Origin of the sequence: Rathayibacter sp. AY2B9 (genome assembly GCF_002931595.1) — a bacterium.
In the GTDB taxonomy this organism is placed as follows: domain Bacteria; phylum Actinomycetota; class Actinomycetes; order Actinomycetales; family Microbacteriaceae; genus Rathayibacter.
This window is the reverse complement of record NZ_PSUB01000006.1, coordinates 84,911-101,853: the sequence shown is the minus strand read 5'-3', so window position 1 is coordinate 101,853 and position 16,943 is coordinate 84,911. Positions and strand designations below refer to the sequence as shown.

The window sequence follows — 16,943 nt, the reverse complement described above, 5'->3', positions numbered from 1 at the left end:
GCCGCTCGCCCGGACCCCCTGAGCATGTCCGGTCCGTGCTGGTCGAGTAGCCCCAGCGCGCCGTATCGAGACCCCCGCCAGCGCCTTCGCCTGATCTCGACGCGCGCCGACACCGACGTCCTGCTGCTCGCGCCGCGATCCCCGTCGCCTCCGCCTCCCCTCACGCGAGGAAGGAGGGGAGCGATTACCCGACCACCGGGCACGGACGCTGATGGACCCCGGGGCACGCCACCCGGGACAGGCGGTCCCGGGGACCGTACGACTGTCGGCTAGCGGTTCGTCTTGATGCGGGTGGTCAGCTCGGTGACCTGGTTGTAGATGCTGCGGCGCTCCTTCATGAGCTCCGAGATCTTCTTGTTCGCGTACATCACCGTGGTGTGGTCGCGGTTGCCGAACAGCTGGCCGATCTTGGGCAGCGAGAGGTTCGTCAGCTCGCGGCACAGGTACATGGCGATCTGGCGCGCGGTGGCGACGGCCTGCGAGCGCGACGAGCCGTAGAGGTCGTCGACCGTGAGCTTGAAGTAGTCCGCGGTGTGGTTGATGATGTCGACCGGCGAGATGACGTTGTCCTCGTCGAGCGTGATCAGGTCCTTCAGCACGGTCTGCACGAGCGACATGTCGACCGGCGTCCGGTTCAGGCTCGCGAACGCGGTGACGCGGATGAGCGTCCCCTCGAGCTCGCGGATGTTGCTCGACACCTTCGACGCCATGAACTCGAGGATGTCGTCGGGCACGAGCAGCTTCTCGCTGACCGCCTTCTTGCGGAGGATCGCGATGCGGGTCTCGAGGTCGGGAGCCTGCACATCGGTGATGAGGCCCCACTCGAAGCGCGAGCGCATCCGGTCCTCGAAGCCCGTCAATGCCTTCGGCGGCAGATCGGACGTGATCACGACCTGCTTGTTGTGGTCGTGCAGCTGGTTGAAGGTGTGGAAGAACGCCTCCTGCGTCTCCGCCTTCCCCTGCAGGAACTGGATGTCGTCGATCAGGAGGATATCGACGTTGCGGTAGCGGCCGTGGAAGGCGTTGCCCCGGTTGTTCGCGATCGAGTTGATGAAGTCGTTCGTGAACTCCTCGCTCGAGACGTACCGCACGCGGATCCCCGGGTAGAGGCTCATCGCGTAGTGGCCGATGGCGTGGAGGAGGTGCGTCTTGCCGAGCCCGGAGTCGCCGTAGACGAAGAGCGGGTTGTAGGCCTTGGCGGGAGCCTCGGCGACGGCGACGGCCGCGGCGTGCGCGAACCGGTTGGAGCCTCCGATGACGAAGTTGTCGAAGCTGTACTTCGGGTTCAGCCGGGTGTCGGTCGCCGGCACGGTCCGCAGCTCCTCGACCCCGCGGGTCGGCGCGACCGTCGCCGAGGAGGCGGTGATCGGCTCGAACGGGTTCATCGACTCCTGCGACGACGGGGAGCTGAGGGGCTCGTGCTCGATGTCGGGGTTCACCACGAAGGCGAACGTCGTGACGCCGAAGGAGTCGTCGAGCGTCCCGATCGCGCTGAGCAGGGGCACGCGCACGCGCTGCTCGAGCATTCCGCGGGTGAACTCGTTCGGGACCTCCAGGTAGAAGGTGCCCGCCATGATGCCCTTGGGCTCCACGAGCGAGACGAACCCGTAGAGGGGAGCGGTGATCCGCTCGTCCTGGGACAGTGCGCCGAGGATCACGTTCCACGCGTCGACCATCGACGTGTCGTCTGCCATCTGTCTCCGGTCCTGGGTGCTGTCGCTGTGAAGTCGCTGCGGGATCGCCGTCTCCGCCGGACCCGTCGCCGCCCGCTGCAGGGGCGTCGCGGACCGGGCGCGGAGCCGGGTCTCGAGTGCCGCTCTCTCCACAGGGTTGTCCACCGGCCTCGAGCGATGCCTGTGCGGGCGCGGGAGGACGCGGATCCCACCTGTGGATAACTGCGGCTCAACACCGTAACGAACCGAGCCGACGGGAGACAAATCCACCACAGCGACACCCGCGTGTCAATGCGCGGAACCCCGTGTCCCGTGTGCATGATCGAGGTTTCGCGCCGTCCACATTTGACCGGTGGCGGAACAGGCCGTAGTTTAAATCAGTTGACGCCTGCCCGGTGTCGTCCGTGCGGCCCTCGCAGGCCGAGCGGATTCCGCAGCCGGGCACCCCTTCTTCCCGGAGGATCCGAGTCTCCGCCCGAGCGGGTGGTGCCGGTTCGCGCCGCGGAACACGTACGTGGAGATCTGATTATGAGCAAGCGAACCTTCCAGCCGAACAACCGTCGTCGCGCCAAGGTGCACGGCTTCCGTCTGCGCATGCGCACCCGTGCCGGCCGCGGCATCCTCAGCGCGCGCCGCGCCAAGGGGCGCACCGAGCTCTCCGCCTAGCAGCGAGCGGTACCGACCAGCGGTGCTGGCCAGAGCCAATCGCATCGTCCACGGAGGCGAGTACCGGACAGTCGTCCGTCGCGGTGTGCGGTCCACAGGACCGCACACCGTCACGTATGTCCGCCGATCCTCCGCGGGCGATCCGGCACGGTTCGGGTTCATCGTCGCCAAGACGGTCGGCACCGCGGTGACGCGCAACACCGTCCGTCGCCGGCTCAAGGCCGTGGCGTTCGAGCTCGTCCCCGAGATCGACCCCGGCACCCAGGTCGTCGTCCGCGCGCTGCCCGGCAGCGCCGACGCCCCCTGGTCGGAGCTGCGCTCCGAGGTGTGGTCCGCGATGGCGCGAGCCGCGCGGAAGAGCGGGGCGTCCTCGTGACCGCCGTGCTCCCCCGCCGCGAGGCACCGTTCGCCCGGCTCGGGTGGGCGATCCTCCTGCTGCCGCGGAACATCGGCGTCCTGCTCCTGATCGTCTACCGGGCGGTCGTGTCCCCTCTCTACGGGGACGTCTGCCGCTACTACCCCTCGTGCTCCGCGTACGCGCTCCAGGCGGTCCAGCTCCACGGGCTCGTCCTCGGCTCCGTCCTCGCGGCCCGCCGTCTGCTCCGCTGCCACCCGTGGGCGGCCGGCGGCATCGACGACGTCCCGACCTCGATCCCCCTGCACCGACCGGCTTCCGGCCGGACCCGCTTCGCCGTGACGCGAGCCGGGTTCGTCGTGGGCCCTCGAAAGGACTGACCCCACTCCATGGACCTCCTCGGCACGATCCTCTGGCCCCTCAAGTGGGTGGTCGAGCTGCTCCTCGTCGCCTTCCACCAGCTGCTGACCTTCACCGGCATGGAGGCGGCCGCGGGAATCACCTGGGTCCTCTCGATCGTCGGCCTGGTCATCGTCATCCGCGCCGCGCTCATCCCGATCTTCGTCAAGCAGATCAAGAGCCAGCGCCGGATGCTCGAGGTCGCACCCCAGCTCAAGAAGATCCAGGACAAGTACAAGGGCAAGCGCGACCAGCTGTCCCGCGAGGCGATGTCCCGCGAGACCATGGAGCTCTACAAGAAGACGGGCACCAACCCGCTCGCCTCCTGCCTGCCCCTGCTGATCCAGATGCCGATCTTCTTCAGCCTGTTCTCGGTGCTGAACGCGGCGCAGCACAGCCAGAAGGGCGTGGGCCCGCTCGACGAGACGCTCGCCCGCCAGTTCGGCGAGGCGAACCTCTTCGGCGTCGCACCGCTGCACCAGTCGATCCAGGGCGCACTCGCCGAGGGCGGCCAGGAGCCGGTCATCATCATCGCGGTGATCATGGTCGTCCTGATGACCGCGTCGCAGTTCATCACCCAGCTGCAGATCGTCTCGAAGAACATGTCGCCCGAGGCGAAGGCCTCGCCGACGTTCAAGCAGCAGCGGATCCTGCTCTACATCCTCCCCCTGGTCTTCGCCTTCTCGGGCTTCGCCTTCCCCCTCGGCGTCATGTTCTACTGGCTGACCTCGAACATCTGGACGATGATCCAGCAGTTCATCGTCATCCGGAACATGCCGACCCCGGGCAGCGAGGCCGCCAAGGCCCGCGAGGAGCGCCTGCGCCGCAAGGGCAAGCTGGTCGAGGAGACCACGGCCGCCGGCGACGTCACCCTCGTCGAGAAGAAGGCCGTGCAGCGCACGCAGCCCGTGAGCAAGAACCGCTCCAAGAAGCAAGCCGGAAAGAAGTAGAGCCGCCATGACCGATCCGATGCAGACCATCACCGACGACGCGTCCGCACCCGCGGACGTGGACGCGTCCGCCGTCGACGAGGCGCCCGAGTCCACGCTCTCTCAGCTCGAGGACGAGGGCGACGTCGCCGCCGACTACATCGAGGAGTTCCTCGACATCTGCGACCTCGACGGCGACATCGACATCGAGGTCCGCAACGGCCGCGCCTACCTCTCTGTCACCGCCTCCGGCGACACGAACCTCCGGGTGCTCTCCCGCCCCGACGCCGTCCAGGCGCTGCAGGAGCTCACCCGCCTGGCCGTCCAGACGAAGACCGGCGCGTTCTCCCGCCTCATCCTCGACATCGGCGGCTCCCGCGACGCCCGCGAGGCGGAGCTGGCCCAGCTGGTCGACCGCGCGATCGAGCGGATCGAGGACGGCGCCACGGCGGCCTCGCTCCCGCCCATGTCGTCGTACGAGCGCAAGCTGGTCCACGACATGGTGGGCGAGCGCGGCTTCGTGTCGGAGTCGCGCGGCGAGGCGCGCGAGCGCCACACCGTCATCACCCGCGGCTGAACGGCGTGGAGTCGACCCTCGAGGCCGAGCCCGCAGCCGCTGCGGCGATCGCCGGCGACCGCCTGCCCCTCCTGCGGCGGTTCACGGAGGCTCTCGCCGACCAGGGTGAGGAGCGCGGCCTGATCGGGCCCTTGGAGCTCCCCCGTCTCTGGACGCGGCACGTGCTCAACAGCGCCCTGGTGGCCCCTCTCCTGCGTCCGGGACTGGTGGGTGATGTCGGCAGTGGCGCGGGCCTTCCCGGGCTCGTCCTGGCCATCGTGCGGCCCGACGTCCGCTTCGTGCTCATCGAGCCGATGGAGCGTCGCGTCGTCTGGCTTCAGGAGCAGGTGGACGGACTCGGACTCGAGAATGTCTCAGTTCTTCGAGCCCGTGCTGAAGAGGCGGAGCTCGCGGAGCCTCTCGACCAGGTGACCGCTCGGGCGGTCAGCGCCCTCTCGAAGCTGATCCCGCTGACCGCGCCGCTGCTGCGGCCCGGAGGCGAGCTGGTCCTGTTGAAGGGCATCAACGCCGAGAAGGAGATCGAGGCGGCGGCCAAGCAGATCCGTCGTTTCCGTCTCTCCCCGCCCGAGGTCGTCGTGCTCGGCGACGGCGTGCTCTCCGAGGTGACGAGGGTCGTCCGGGCTACAGTAGGTTGATCGCCACGACGCCGCAGTGAGCCCCCGACTCCTCGTCCGTCGACTCCTCGGTGCTGATGTCCGTCCCACTCGCTGAGCGAAGGTTTCACGTGAAACAACCCGATTCCGCCGGTCTGACCGGAGGCTTCGATTCCTCGACTCCCCTGGCCCGGGAGATCGCGGACATGACCCGTCGGCGCGCACTGTTGAACGCCCAGCCGCTGCCCAAGCCCGAGTCGACGCGCGTCATCACGATCTCGAACCAGAAGGGCGGCGTCGGCAAGACGACGACGACCGTCAACCTCGCCGCCGGGCTCGCCCGCGGTGAGGCGAAGGTGCTCGTCATCGACCTCGATCCGCAGGGCAACGCGTCGACGGCCCTGGGCATCGAGCACCGCGCCGAGACGGCCAGCGTGTACGACGTGATCGTCAACGACACTCCCCTCGCGGACGTCGTGCAGAAGAGCCCGGAGTTCGCCTCGCTCTACGGTGTGCCGGCGACCATCCACCTGGCCGGCGCCGAGATCGAGCTGGTCTCGCTCGTCGCACGCGAGCAGCGTCTTCGCCGTGCGCTCGACCGCATGCTCGACACCATGGACGAGCCGTTCGACTACGTCTTCATCGACTGCCCGCCGTCGCTCGGTCTGCTGACCATCAACGCGTTCGTCGCCGCTCGCGAGGTGCTCATCCCGATCCAGTGCGAGTACTACGCGCTCGAGGGGCTCAGCCAGCTGCTCAAGAACATCGACTTGATCGAGCGGCACCTCAATCCGAACCTCGGTGTCTCGACGATCCTCCTGACGATGTACGACGGCCGCACCAACCTCTCCCAGCAGGTGGCAGCGGATGTCCGAGAACACTTCCCGAAGGAGGTGCTGCGCGCGGTGATCCCGCGCAACGTGAGGATCTCGGAGGCGCCGAGCTACGGACAGAGCGTGATCAGCTACGACCCGCAGTCGTCCGGTTCGCTGGCGTATCTGGAGGCGGCCGCGGAGATCGCACGACGCGGAGCCCGGAAGACACCCGAGACGGCACACGAAGGAGAGGCACGCTGATGGCGACCAAGCGCACGGGACTCGGCCGGGGGATCGGCTCGCTCATCCCGACCAGCGACGAGTCGCGCTCCCGGCCCGTCGACGTCTTTTTCCCTGATCAGGTCGGCGATTCGGCCCGTGCCGAGGAGCTCCTCGAGGTCCCCGGAGCGCGCTTGGCGCGACTCCCCCTCGCCGACATCACCCCCAACACGGCGCAGCCGCGGTCGGTGTTCGACGAGGACGACCTCGCGGAACTCGTCCACAGCATCCGCGAGTTCGGGGTGCTGCAGCCGATCGTCGTCCGGCCCGTGACGGCTCGCGGCGGAGCGAAGTACGAGCTCGTCATGGGTGAGCGCCGGTTCCGCGCCTCGAAGGCCGCGGGACTGACCACCATCCCCGCGGTCGTCAAGGACACAGCCGACGAGAACATGCTCCGCGACGCGCTGCTGGAGAACCTGCACCGCGCCGACCTCAACCCGCTCGAGGAGGCGTCCGCCTACCAGCAGCTCCTCAGCGACTTCGGGATCACCCAGGAGGCCCTGGCGACGCGGCTCGGACGTTCGCGGCCGCAGATCTCGAACACGCTCCGTCTCCTGCGGCTCCCGGCCGATGTGCAGGCCCGCGTCGCTGCCGGCGTCCTGACCGCAGGACACGCGCGTGCGGTTCTGTCCCTCGACGACGTCGAGATGATGCGCCGCCTGGCCGACAAGATCGTCAACGAGGACCTGTCCGTCCGTGCCGCCGAGGCCGCCGCGGCGCAGATGAAGGCGCCGCGGACGACCACGCGTCCCGTGGTGGAGGAGCAGGGCGGGCACTCCGGACACCTCTCGTCGATCGCGGATCACCTCGGCGACCGGTTGAACACGCGCGTCAAGGTCACCCTGGGCGCACGTAAGGGCCAGATGGTCATCGACTTCGCCACCATCCAGGACTTGAACCGCATCCTCGCGGAGATCGGGGAGCCGACCGAGGTGTCGCTCGCTCCGTAGTGGCCGGCCTAGTGGCCGCCACTGATTCGCCGTGCGGCTGGCGTGCGCGTGCTCGCGCTGTGTTCTTGGCCGAAATCGCCGATGTGGCGGTATCCGCTCCCCTCGTCGGCACCGCGATCGCAGATCAGCACGCTTGGGGCGATCTTCGAGATGCCTTGTGAGCTGAGGATTCTCGGTTGTCGTCCTCTCTCTGATTGATAGGCCCTTCTGACCGGTACAGTCCGATGAAGTGGTTCCAGGTTCTGCGGGGCCCTGCTGACTCCGGTCCTGGTCGAGAATACGGCTGGTATTGCCGACCGGTGACGATCGCCGGGTATCTGGGGCATTGATCTCTGGATAGAGCAGCTCACGATGCGCCTATATGGCGGTTGAGTAGGCGTGGAGCGCCGGATCTAGGGTTGGCTGAGTTCAGACCTCCTGACCTCCGGAGTTCATGTCGCTTTCAGTGACTCGCTGGCAGGCGCAGGAAGGGTACCTGGGCGGGTCGTACTCGGTGGCGCTCTCCGCTGCCCAGGGCGACGTCATGGTCGCCCATAGTCGCGTGCGCAATGTTTCACGTGAAACTTTCCTACGTTGGCCGCTGAGATGAGGATCACCTCGGCTGTCCGTGCATCCCAAGTCGCCGGTGAGGAGCGCCTCCTCGGCCTCCAGAAATTGGCCAGCGGGGGGCAACCTTAGACGAAATGCAGTATCGCTTCGTTTTCGCGGATCGATGCAGATGTGATGACTGGGTTCGCCGAGGTTTGACGGAGGACTCCGTCGGCGGTCGCCCCCAGAGAGCACTGAAAGAGACGATGGCTGGGCCGTTTCACGTGAAACGGTCCGCTCTAGGGCGGCCTAGCCATTGAAGAGCTACGAGCTTGCCATGTAGGAGAGGAGGCCCTCGTCGGCTCGACTCGCTCGAACGGGCGCAACATTTCGGATCGAAGTTGCTCAACGGCTGCGGAAGCGTTTCACGTGAAACGCCCCTGCTGAGAACATTGGACGCCCATGGGGATCGTCGCGGGACCGACTTCGACCGCAATGCTCGAAAGAGATTGCTCGCCTGACCAGCCGAATAGAGACACCAACCCCCCCCGAGACGAAGTTGAGGTCGGAGAACCAAGCTAACGGGGTCCCTTCGGGCCGTGGATCTCAGTACGTCGCGTTGTGGCTACTCGACCAGCACGGCGACGGGTGCATGGTGTCGATCAGCGTCGATCGACCATGTTGTGTCTCCCCAGAGATGCGCGGGTGGCGATCGTGGTGAGCCTCGATTCGACGCACTACTGCTCTTCACCGGTGTGTCTGCGGATATGGCCAGACAGTGGGCGTGGATACATCCCTCCAGGCAACGCCCACCAGGTACCCACTGGGGGTGGCCGGGTCTCGATGCGCGGCAATGCGTCTACTCGACCAGCATGACGACGAGGACCAAGTGGCGATGGATGCCCGTGGGCCTGGTGAAAAGGTGGCGGCGGGGGCGGGATGTACCACGCTGATCTGCGGATGATCGACCGGCGCGGCGACAGATGTCTAACGTTGGTGGGAGTCGATACGCGGCCTCGGGTTCTTCCCCGAGTTGGCACTACTGGTCTGCTGATGAAGACGTGGACCCGTTATTGAGTGGCTACTCGACCCGCATTGTAGGGAGAAGGCGGCGATAGAGGGTCCTGATCGGTCGCGACGCTATTACTCGTCTGGCATGGATTCGAGCAGTGTTCAGAACTCAGCAGCCACGTGATCAGGAGCGTACGCGCAGCGGACCGTTTCACGTGAAACGGTGGAGGTCAGGAGGCTGCGAGCTTCGCGAGGGTGGAGTAGACGTCGCCGAGGTAGCGGCCGGATGCCTCGATGGCCTGAGGAACGAGTGAGGTCTCGGTCATTCCGGGAAGGACGTTCGCGTCGAAGAACCAGGGGAGTCCGGCCTCGTCGATGATGAAGTCGAGTCGCGACAGATGGCGGAGCCCCAGCAGTTCGTGGATCGCAACGGCCACGCGGGACACCTCCTCCGTGATCTCCGGCGAGATCCGTGGCGGCGTGTAGAAGTGCGTCTCCCCCGCGTTGTAGCGCGCCTCGAAGGTGTACTGGCCCGCGACGGGTGCGATCTCGACAGGCGGCAGGGCGAAAGGACCGTCACCGAGGTCGAGAACACCGACGGAGACCTCGGTCCCCTGGATCTGCTGTTCGATGAGCACGACGTCGCCGTAGGTGTACGCCTCGACCATCGCTCGCGGGAGCTGCGACGACTCCGTCACGATGCTGACGCCCTGGGCCGAACCGCCCTGAGCGGGCTTTACCACGAGGGAGCCCGGCAGGTGCGCCTCGACCTGCTCCAGGATCCCGGCGGCTCCGAGCTCGCGGAAGGTCTCGCGGGGGAGGGTGACGGATCGCGGGGTCGAGAAGCCCGCGCGAGCGACGAGCGTCTTCGCGGTCGGCTTGAACCAGGCCAGGCGCGCCGCGTCCGTCTGGGAGCCGACGTAGGCGAAGCCCGCCGCCTCGAGGAGCCCGAGGAGCGCACCGTCCTCACCGCTCGCCCCGTGCACCGCGGGCCAGACGACGTCGGGACGCTTCTGCAGGAGCGTCGAGAGGAGGCCGGCGTCCGGTTCGTGCAGGGAGACGCGGTGGCCCATGGCGGACAGACGGTCCGCCACGCGTCGGCCCGACCGCAGGGAGACGTCGCGCTCGTGGCTGATGCCACCGCTGATGACGACGATGTCGAGAGTACGGTCGAGCACAGAGAAATCGGTCATGACCAGGGCTTTCTTATCGAAGGAGCGGTGTCAGGAGACGTTCGGCGGCAGGACGGCGTCGCGCTTGCTCGCGTCGGCGCTGCTCAGCCGGCCCGTGCCCGCGAAGGTCGACAGCAGATCGAGCTCCCCGTTGATGACCGTGGCGAGGCGGCGGATGCCGTCACCGATGCGCTCCGGCGTCGGGTAGCAGAACGAGAGGCGGATGTTCTGACGTCCGTCTCCGTTGCCGTAGAACGCAGTGCCCGGCGTGTACGCGACGAGCTCCTTCACCGCGCGCGGCAGCATCGCCTTGGAGTCGAGCTCCGCGGGCAGCGTGACCCAGACGTAGAAGCCGCCGTTCGGGTTCGTCCAGCTGAGGCCGGGCAGATGGGTCTGCAGGCCCTTCAGCATCGCTTCCTTCCGCTCGCGATAGACGCCGCGGAAGGTGTCGATCTGTCCGCGCCAGTCGGCCGTTTCGAGGTACTTCGAGATGACCAGCTGGCTGAAGGACGACGGACTGAGGACGGCCGCCTCGTTGGCGAGGATCAGCCGCTCGCGGATCGCGTGCGGAGCGAGAGCCCAGCCCACCCGGAAGCCGGGAGCGAGCGTCTTCGAGAACGTCCCGAGGTAGATCACCCCGTCCTCCTCCAGCGAGCGCATCGCCTTCGGCGGGACGTCCTCGAAGTAGAGGAGGCCGTACGGGTTGTCCTCGAGCACGAGGATTCCCTCGGACTTGCAGATCTCGAGGATCTCGACGCGGCGCTCCCAGCTGAGGGTCACGCCCGCGGGGTTGTGGAAGGTGGGGATCGTGTACAGGAACTTGATCGTCTTGCCGGCGGCGCGCACGCGGGCGATGTGCTCGCGGAGGGCGGCGGGGATGAGCCCGTGCTCGTCCATCGGGACGTGCTCGACCTCGGCCTGGTACGACCGGAAGATGACCATCGCCGTGACGTAGCTGGGGCCCTCGGAGAGGACGACGTCCCCCGGGTCCAGGAACAGCTTCGAGACGAGCTCCAGGGCGTGCTGAGAGCCCGTGGTGACCACGATGTCGTCCGCGCTGGCGGAGATGCCCTCGAGGGCCATGACGTCGAGGATCTGCTCGCGCAGGACGGGGACGCCCTGGCCCGACCCGTACTGCAGCGCGACCGGTCCCTGCTCCCGCATCACGGTGTCGATGGCGCCGGTCACCAGGTCCTGGGGGAGCGCGGACACGAACGGCATGCCGCCGGCGAGCGAGACCACTTCGGGGCGTGACGCGACGGCGAACAGGGCTCGGACCTCGCTGGCGGCCAGACCGGCCGTGCGCTCCGCATAGGAGTTGTACCAGGGGTCGAGGTTGGTGCCGCGGTTGGTCACGATGGTTCCGCTTCGCTCGGTGGACAGGGTCTCTCCGGCCGGAGCCGGGTGGATCCACAGTACCGGCCGGTCCTGTGCTGCGGCGGGGCGGTCGGGCGCCACCGCAGGGATCGTGGCCTGCGCCCCAGCAGGGCTGTTTCACGTGAAACAGCCCTGCACGAGGAGAGCCCCCGTCGCGACGTGACAGGGGCTCTCGGAGACCGCAGAGGGCGGTCAGGAGTGCGAACTCAGAGGAACGCGGCCAGGTCGGCCTCGAGGGCCGGCTTCGGCTTGGCGCCGATGACGGTCTTCACGACCTCGCCCTTCTGGTACACCTTCATCGCCGGGATCGACGTGATCTGGTACTTCGCGGCGGTCTGCGGGTTCTCGTCGACGTTCAGCTTGACGATCTCGATCTTGTCGCCGTGCTCGGCCGAGATCTGGTCGAGGATCGGTGCGACCATGCGGCAGGGGCCGCACCACTCGGCCCAGAAGTCGACCAGGACGGTCTTCTCGGAGTCGAGGACGTCGGACTGGAACGATGCGTCGGTGACGCTCTTCGCGGTGGACATGGTGTTCTCTCCTTCACGAGTCGGCGGGCTGCCGGCTCCGATGTGCGATGACCTGACGGTCAGCGGGTGATGAGCTCGGCCCGGGGTGAGCCTTCGGTGTGGGCGGTGCCATCGGCGAGCGAAGCGAGGTAGTGCTCCGCGTCGAGGGCGGCGACCGTTCCGGATGCCGCGGCGGTGACGGCCTGACGGTAGGTCGGGTCGATCACGTCGCCGGCGGCGAAGACGCCGGGAACGGAGGTCTGGGAGGAGCGGCCGACCACCGAGATGGTGCCCTCGGTGGTGAGGTCGAGCTTGCCGTGCACGACGTGCGTGCGCGGGTCGTTGCCGATCGCGATGAACAGGCCGTCGAGGTCGAGGTGGGACTCGGTGCCGTCGACCGTGTCGCGCAGCTTCACGCCGTCGACGTGGTTCTCGCCGCTGATGCCGGTGACCTCGGCGTTCCAGATGAACTCGATCCTGTCGTTGTCGAAGGCGCGCTTCTGCATGACCTTCGAGGCGCGGAGCGAGTCCTTGCGGTGGATCACATAGACCTTCGCGGCGTGCTTGGTGAGGAAGGTCGCCTCCTCCATGGCGGAGTCGCCCCCGCCGACGACGGCGATGGTCTTGCCCTTGAAGAAGAATCCGTCGCAGGTGGCGCACCACGAGACACCATGTCCCGACAGGCGGTCCTCATCGTGGAGGCCCAGCTTGCGGTAGGCGGATCCGGTCGCGACGACGACGGTCTTCGCCTCGATGCTCTCGCCGGAGCCGAGGTGGACGGTCTTGACCTCGCCCTCGAGATCGAGGGAGGTGACGTCGTCGTAGAAGGTCTCGGCGCCGAACTTCTCGGCCTGCGCCTGCATCGAGGTCATCAGCTCGGGGCCGAGGACGCCGTCGGGGAAGCCGGGGAAGTTCTCGACGTCCGTCGTGTTCATCAGGTCGCCGCCGATCTCGACCGACGAGGCCACGACCACCGGGTGCAGTTCGGCGCGCGCCGCGTAGATGGCGGCGGTCCAGCCGGCGGGGCCGGATCCGATGATGACGATGTCGCGCACGGCAACTCCTCGGGGTCTGTACGAGCGGTGACGGGTGGGGCGGGAGCCGAGCACCCGGAGCCGGTCGCTCGAATCGTTCCGCGGCTCCGTGGGCTACAACACATCCTAGGCGGGCACTATTCCGCGGGCCCGGGAGCGTGGGCAGCGCTACGGTCCGGTCGACTCAGCAGAATCGGAAAGAGCCTCTGACCGGGCTTTTGCCGGAGCAGCATCAGCGGCCCAGTCGGCGGAGCACCGGAGCCAGGACGGCGCGCAGCTCCGGCACCCGGAGGAACCAGAGGACCGCGAAGTAGACGAGCGCCATCACGGTGCCGATCGCGGCCATCGAGAGCAGCGGCTCCACGTAGTTCGAGACGGCGAAACCGCCCGCGCGCGTGCCGCCGAGGGCGACCAGGACGCCGTAGCCGGCGGCGGCGGAGGGCACCGCGGCGAGGACGAACTGCGCGAGCCTGACGAGGATCCGCCTGCCTCCGCGGCCGCCGAGCCGGCGGCGCAGGAGGAGGGCCGCCACGAGGGCCTGCACGCAGATGCCGAGCGAGGTCGCAGCGGCGATGCCGACAGCGGTGCGGTCGGCGGGGAGCCGGAGCACGATCAGGTACCCGGCGACCGCCACGACGACCTGCACCAGGGTGAACAGGAACGGCCGCACTCCGTCGCTCAGGGCGTAGAACGCGCGCTGCATGATGGCGATCGAGGAGAACAGCGGCAGGGCGATCACGTAGGCCATGGCGATCGCTCCGATGGCCTGCGCGTCCGCGAACGAGTCGGTGAAGACGGAGCCGAACGGCACCGCGACCACGACGATCGCGGCGGCGGCGAAGACGAGCATCATCAGCACCAGGCGGAGCGAGGTGGAGACGTCCGAGCGGAACTCCTTCATCTCCCCCCGCGCGGTGTGGCCGCTCATCTTGGTGAAGTACGCCATGGCGATCGAGATCGCGATGACCGAGTGGGGCAGCATGAAGATCAGCCACGCCTTCTGCAGCGCCGCGGCCGAGGGCCCCTCGCCGGACGCGGTGGAGGAGACCTGGCTCTCGACGATGCCGGCGACGATGGTCAGCAGCACCGTGGCGAACGACCACAGCGACATCCGCCCGGCCGTGCCGAGGCCGACGCCCCGGAAGCGGAAGTCGGGGCGGTAGCTGAGGCCGACCCTCCGCCAGAAGAGCATCAGGAACAGCGACTGGACGACGATGCCCAGCGTCGCGCTCCCGCCGAGGAGGGTGACCATCGCCGGGGACCACGAGTCGACCGGACGGTTCCCCTCCGGATCGGCGCCGAACAGCACCATGAAGGCGATGAGCCCGGCGATCACCACGACGTTGTTCAGCACGGGCGCCCAGGTGAAGGGGCCGAACGAGCCGCGGGCGTTGAGCACCTCGCCGAGGATGGTGAAGAGACCGTAGAAGAAGACCTGCGGCAGGCACCAGAACGCGAAGGCGACGGCCAGCTGGTACTGCTCCGGTCCGTAGCCGGGCGCGTAGAGGCGCACGAGCAGGGGAGCGAGGACCGTGGCGGCGATCGTGGTCACCAGGAGCAGGCCGAGCGCCAGGGTCAGCAGGCGGTTGATGTAGCCGCGGCCGCCGTCGGCGTCGAGGCCCGCCCGCACGATCTGCGGGACGAGGACGGCGTTCAGAGCGCCGCCCGCGATGATCGAGTAGATCGTGTTGGGGAGCAGGTTCGCCGTCGTGAAGGCGTCCGCGCCCGGCGCGACCGCGGCTCCGATCGTGATCGCCATGACGATCGACATGATGAAGCCGAGGATCCGCGAGACCATCGTGCCGGAGGCGAGGACGGCGCTCGCGCGTCCGAGGGAGAAGCTAGCCACGCGGGTCCGATCGCTGGTCGTCGAGGTCGGGCTGGACCTCGAGCACGGCGTTCGGGTCCTCCTCGTCCTCAGGGGTGTCGCCTCGACGGCGACGGCGGATGTTGCGGAGGATGCCGGCTCCGAAGACGACGACGAGCGCGATCCCGATGACCAGGGTGCCGACGGTCTCCCAGTCGGCGCGGACGCTGGTCGTCATGCCCGTGGGGGTGCCGATGGGGACGCCCTGCGCCGAGGTCAGCTGCAGGCCGAGACTCGTCTCGCCGTTGCCGACCCGGGCCTTCACGGGGATGAGGACGCGGCCCTGCGAGCGGGCGTCGATCTCGGTGGTCTCGATCGCCTCCTCGTCGATGTCGAGGACGGCGTTCGAGGTCGAGGCCTGGATGCGGACGGCGATCGGCCAGGGGAGCTCGTTGCGGACGTACACGGGGATGCTCGAGTCGCGGGAGACCTGCAGGATGCTGCCGGTCGCGTCGATCGACACCAGCGAGAGCGTCCGGTCGGCCTCGGTCATGGCCGCGCCGACGGCGTCGCCCCAGCCGCTGCCGTCTCCGCGCCAGGTCGCCGAGAGCAGCGCCAGCACGTCGTTGCGGCTCTTGCCCGACAGCAGCTCCGGCTCCTGCAGCACGGAGGAGAACGCCTCGACCTCGGAGCCGGCGTCGAGCACGTCGCGCACCCGGTCGAGCCGCGACTCCGACTCCGGCGAGTCGACGACGCTCGCGCCCTCGGTCGCGGGGACGGCGAGGGCGGTGGAGAGGGCGACTCCGCGGGCCCAGGGCAGCGACTCGATCGCGTCGAGGGTCTCGGAGAGGCGCGCGGCGCCGATCGCCGAGCCGCGACCGAGGGTGAGGACGACGTCCGGCGCGGTCCCCTCCTCCTGCACCTCGGCGAGATCGGTGGCGATCTCGGACATGCGGGCGCGCCACTCGGTGTCGTCGGTGGCGGTGGTGGCCGCATCGAACGCCTCGGTGAGGCGCGAGTCGGCCACGACCAGGTCCGAGTCGCCGACGGTGGCGCGCGAGGTCGTGGTCACCTCCTCCGGCAGCAGGAGACCGGAGGAGGGGACGACCGTGCGGTTCACTCCGCTGGCCGCGTAGACGTCGAGGTCCGACCCGCGGAGGGTGCCCTCGTCGGGCCAGGCGACGCTGCCGAGGGAGGTGCTCCAGTCGGAGGCGAGCAGCGACTCGGTGCTCGGACGCGCCGGCAGGTCCTCGGCCGGCTGGTCGGAGTCGACGGCGACCGTGGGCGCCGGGCTGGCGGTGCCGGGGACCGCGGCGAAGCGGGTGTCGTCGATCGCGTACTCGAAGGAGGTGGGAGAGAGGAGCGCGGAGAGCCCGGCCTGCGCCTGGGCCGAGACGTCGGCGTCGGCGTACGGCAGGGCGAAGCGCTCGTTCGGCACGGACTGCAGCCGGTCGAGCCAGTCGAGGGCCGACTCCGGAGCGGCGCTGCCGAGGATCCGGATCGAGGCGAGGATGCGCGGGTCGACCCCGATCGTGACGCCCTTCCCCGCGACCGCGTCGAGCTGCCGGGTGAGGGTCCCCGTGCCGTCGGTGTAGTCGGCGAGGGCCTCGGCCGAGAGCAGGCCGTCGGCCGTGTCCGGGACGGTGAGCGGGACGAGGACGCTGACGCCGGTCTCGCGCTCCGGGGCCGCCGCGTCGTCAGTCAGCTCGACGGCCGTGCGGGCGGTCGAGACGACACCACCCGGACCGGTGACCGTGACGAGGACGGCGTGGGTGCCGAGCGCGGTCCGGTCGTTGGAGAAGGGGATCTGGTCGACCGGCACGGTGAGGCCGGCCTCGGCGGTGCTGGAGGGCAGCAGGCGCAGCTGGGCGGTCGCACGGACCGGGTCGGTGTCGTTGTCGGCCTCGGCGTCGAGCCAGTCGTGCAGCTCCGCGCGGGTGTCGAGGGTGGCGTAGGAGAGGGCGACCGTCACGTCGGCGCTGTCGATCGCCTCGGTGGTGCCGTTGCGCACGGCGATCGAGAGCTCGAGGTCCTGGCCGGGCCGCAGGACGCCGTCGCTGCCGGCCCCCGCGGTCGTGGTGACGGTGCCGGGAGCGGGCGTCGAGGTCGCCGTCGCGGCGGAGATCGGGGCCGCCAGGGCGGGGGAGGCCACGCCGGTCAGGCCGAGCGCGAGAGCGGCAGCACCTGCCGAGCGGAGCAGGAGGAGGGCCGCCCGCGAGCGGCGGGAGCGGAGGGAGGGGTCGCGCCGATGCATCGGACTCACTCGGCC

15 protein-coding genes are annotated in these 16,943 nt (G+C 68.6%); 8 read left to right on the top strand and 7 right to left on the bottom strand.

Translation table 11 applies throughout. From position 1 onward, the window contains the following. Nucleotides 1-269 precede the first annotated feature (269 nt). Nucleotides 270-1,574: a chromosomal replication initiator protein DnaA gene (gene dnaA, locus C5C25_RS07740; RefSeq protein WP_374952921.1), complete on the bottom strand. Its 1,305-nt coding sequence runs from the start codon at nt 1,572-1,574 to the stop codon at nt 270-272. 627 nt (nt 1,575-2,201) lie between these two features. Between dnaA and rpmH the strand changes: the two genes are divergently transcribed. The 8 genes from rpmH to C5C25_RS07700 are packed head-to-tail and all read left to right on the top strand — an operon-like array spanning nt 2,202 to nt 7,236. Next, nucleotides 2,202-2,339, top strand: a complete 138-nt coding sequence (rpmH, locus tag C5C25_RS07735; protein WP_055784512.1) for a 50S ribosomal protein L34 — start codon at nt 2,202-2,204, stop codon at nt 2,337-2,339. Nucleotides 2,340-2,361: 22 nt separating this feature from the next. Beyond that, complete coding sequence (gene rnpA, locus C5C25_RS07730; protein ID WP_104222680.1) at nt 2,362-2,715, top strand: ribonuclease P protein component; 354 nt, start codon at nt 2,362-2,364, stop codon at nt 2,713-2,715. A gap of 5 nt (nt 2,716-2,720) precedes the next feature. Then, nucleotides 2,721-3,074 carry a membrane protein insertion efficiency factor YidD gene (gene yidD / locus C5C25_RS07725; RefSeq protein WP_244230695.1) on the top strand — a complete coding sequence of 118 codons (354 nt, stop codon included), beginning with the start codon at nt 2,721-2,723 and terminating at the stop codon, nt 3,072-3,074. Between the two features lie 9 nt (nt 3,075-3,083). Next, a complete protein-coding gene (yidC, locus tag C5C25_RS07720; protein WP_104222681.1) occupies nt 3,084-4,043 on the top strand; it encodes a membrane protein insertase YidC in 960 nt (319 codons plus the stop codon). Nucleotides 4,044-4,050: 7 nt separating this feature from the next. Next, a complete protein-coding gene (locus tag C5C25_RS07715) occupies nt 4,051-4,599 on the top strand; it encodes a R3H domain-containing nucleic acid-binding protein (RefSeq protein ID WP_258069367.1) in 549 nt (182 codons plus the stop codon). A gap of 5 nt (nt 4,600-4,604) precedes the next feature. Then, nucleotides 4,605-5,234 (top strand): 16S rRNA (guanine(527)-N(7))-methyltransferase RsmG, encoded by a 630-nt coding sequence (rsmG, locus tag C5C25_RS07710; RefSeq protein WP_104268815.1) that lies wholly within the window; start codon nt 4,605-4,607, stop codon nt 5,232-5,234. A gap of 56 nt (nt 5,235-5,290) precedes the next feature. Then, nucleotides 5,291-6,268, top strand: a complete 978-nt coding sequence (locus tag C5C25_RS07705; RefSeq protein WP_104250303.1) for a ParA family protein — start codon at nt 5,291-5,293, stop codon at nt 6,266-6,268. Next, the gene (locus C5C25_RS07700) at nt 6,268-7,236 is read left to right on the top strand and encodes a ParB/RepB/Spo0J family partition protein (RefSeq protein WP_104222684.1); all 969 of its coding nucleotides are present in this window, start codon (nt 6,268-6,270) and stop codon (nt 7,234-7,236) included. The genes C5C25_RS07705 and C5C25_RS07700 overlap by 1 nt, the downstream gene beginning before the upstream one ends. 1,769 nt (nt 7,237-9,005) lie before the next feature. Here C5C25_RS07700 and C5C25_RS07695 read toward each other — a convergent pair. The 6 genes from C5C25_RS07695 to C5C25_RS07670 form a co-directional block, all read right to left on the bottom strand. Next, complete coding sequence (locus C5C25_RS07695) at nt 9,006-9,968, bottom strand: ATP-grasp domain-containing protein (protein WP_104250248.1); 963 nt, start codon at nt 9,966-9,968, stop codon at nt 9,006-9,008. Nucleotides 9,969-9,998: 30 nt separating this feature from the next. Beyond that, nucleotides 9,999-11,303, bottom strand: a complete 1,305-nt coding sequence (locus tag C5C25_RS07690) for a PLP-dependent aminotransferase family protein (protein ID WP_104250247.1) — start codon at nt 11,301-11,303, stop codon at nt 9,999-10,001. Nucleotides 11,304-11,530: 227 nt separating this feature from the next. Beyond that, complete coding sequence (gene trxA / locus C5C25_RS07685; RefSeq protein WP_104222687.1) at nt 11,531-11,854, bottom strand: thioredoxin; 324 nt, start codon at nt 11,852-11,854, stop codon at nt 11,531-11,533. Nucleotides 11,855-11,913: 59 nt separating this feature from the next. After that, nucleotides 11,914-12,888 carry a thioredoxin-disulfide reductase gene (gene trxB, locus C5C25_RS07680; RefSeq protein WP_104250246.1) on the bottom strand — a complete coding sequence of 325 codons (975 nt, stop codon included), beginning with the start codon at nt 12,886-12,888 and terminating at the stop codon, nt 11,914-11,916. A gap of 211 nt (nt 12,889-13,099) precedes the next feature. Then, a complete protein-coding gene (gene murJ, locus C5C25_RS07675; protein WP_258069366.1) occupies nt 13,100-14,716 on the bottom strand; it encodes a murein biosynthesis integral membrane protein MurJ in 1,617 nt (538 codons plus the stop codon). Then, nucleotides 14,709-16,928: a DUF6049 family protein gene (locus C5C25_RS07670; protein WP_104250245.1), complete on the bottom strand. Its 2,220-nt coding sequence runs from the start codon at nt 16,926-16,928 to the stop codon at nt 14,709-14,711. Before C5C25_RS07670 ends, murJ begins: the two co-directional genes overlap by 8 nt. Between the last annotated feature and the right edge of the window lie 15 nt (nt 16,929-16,943).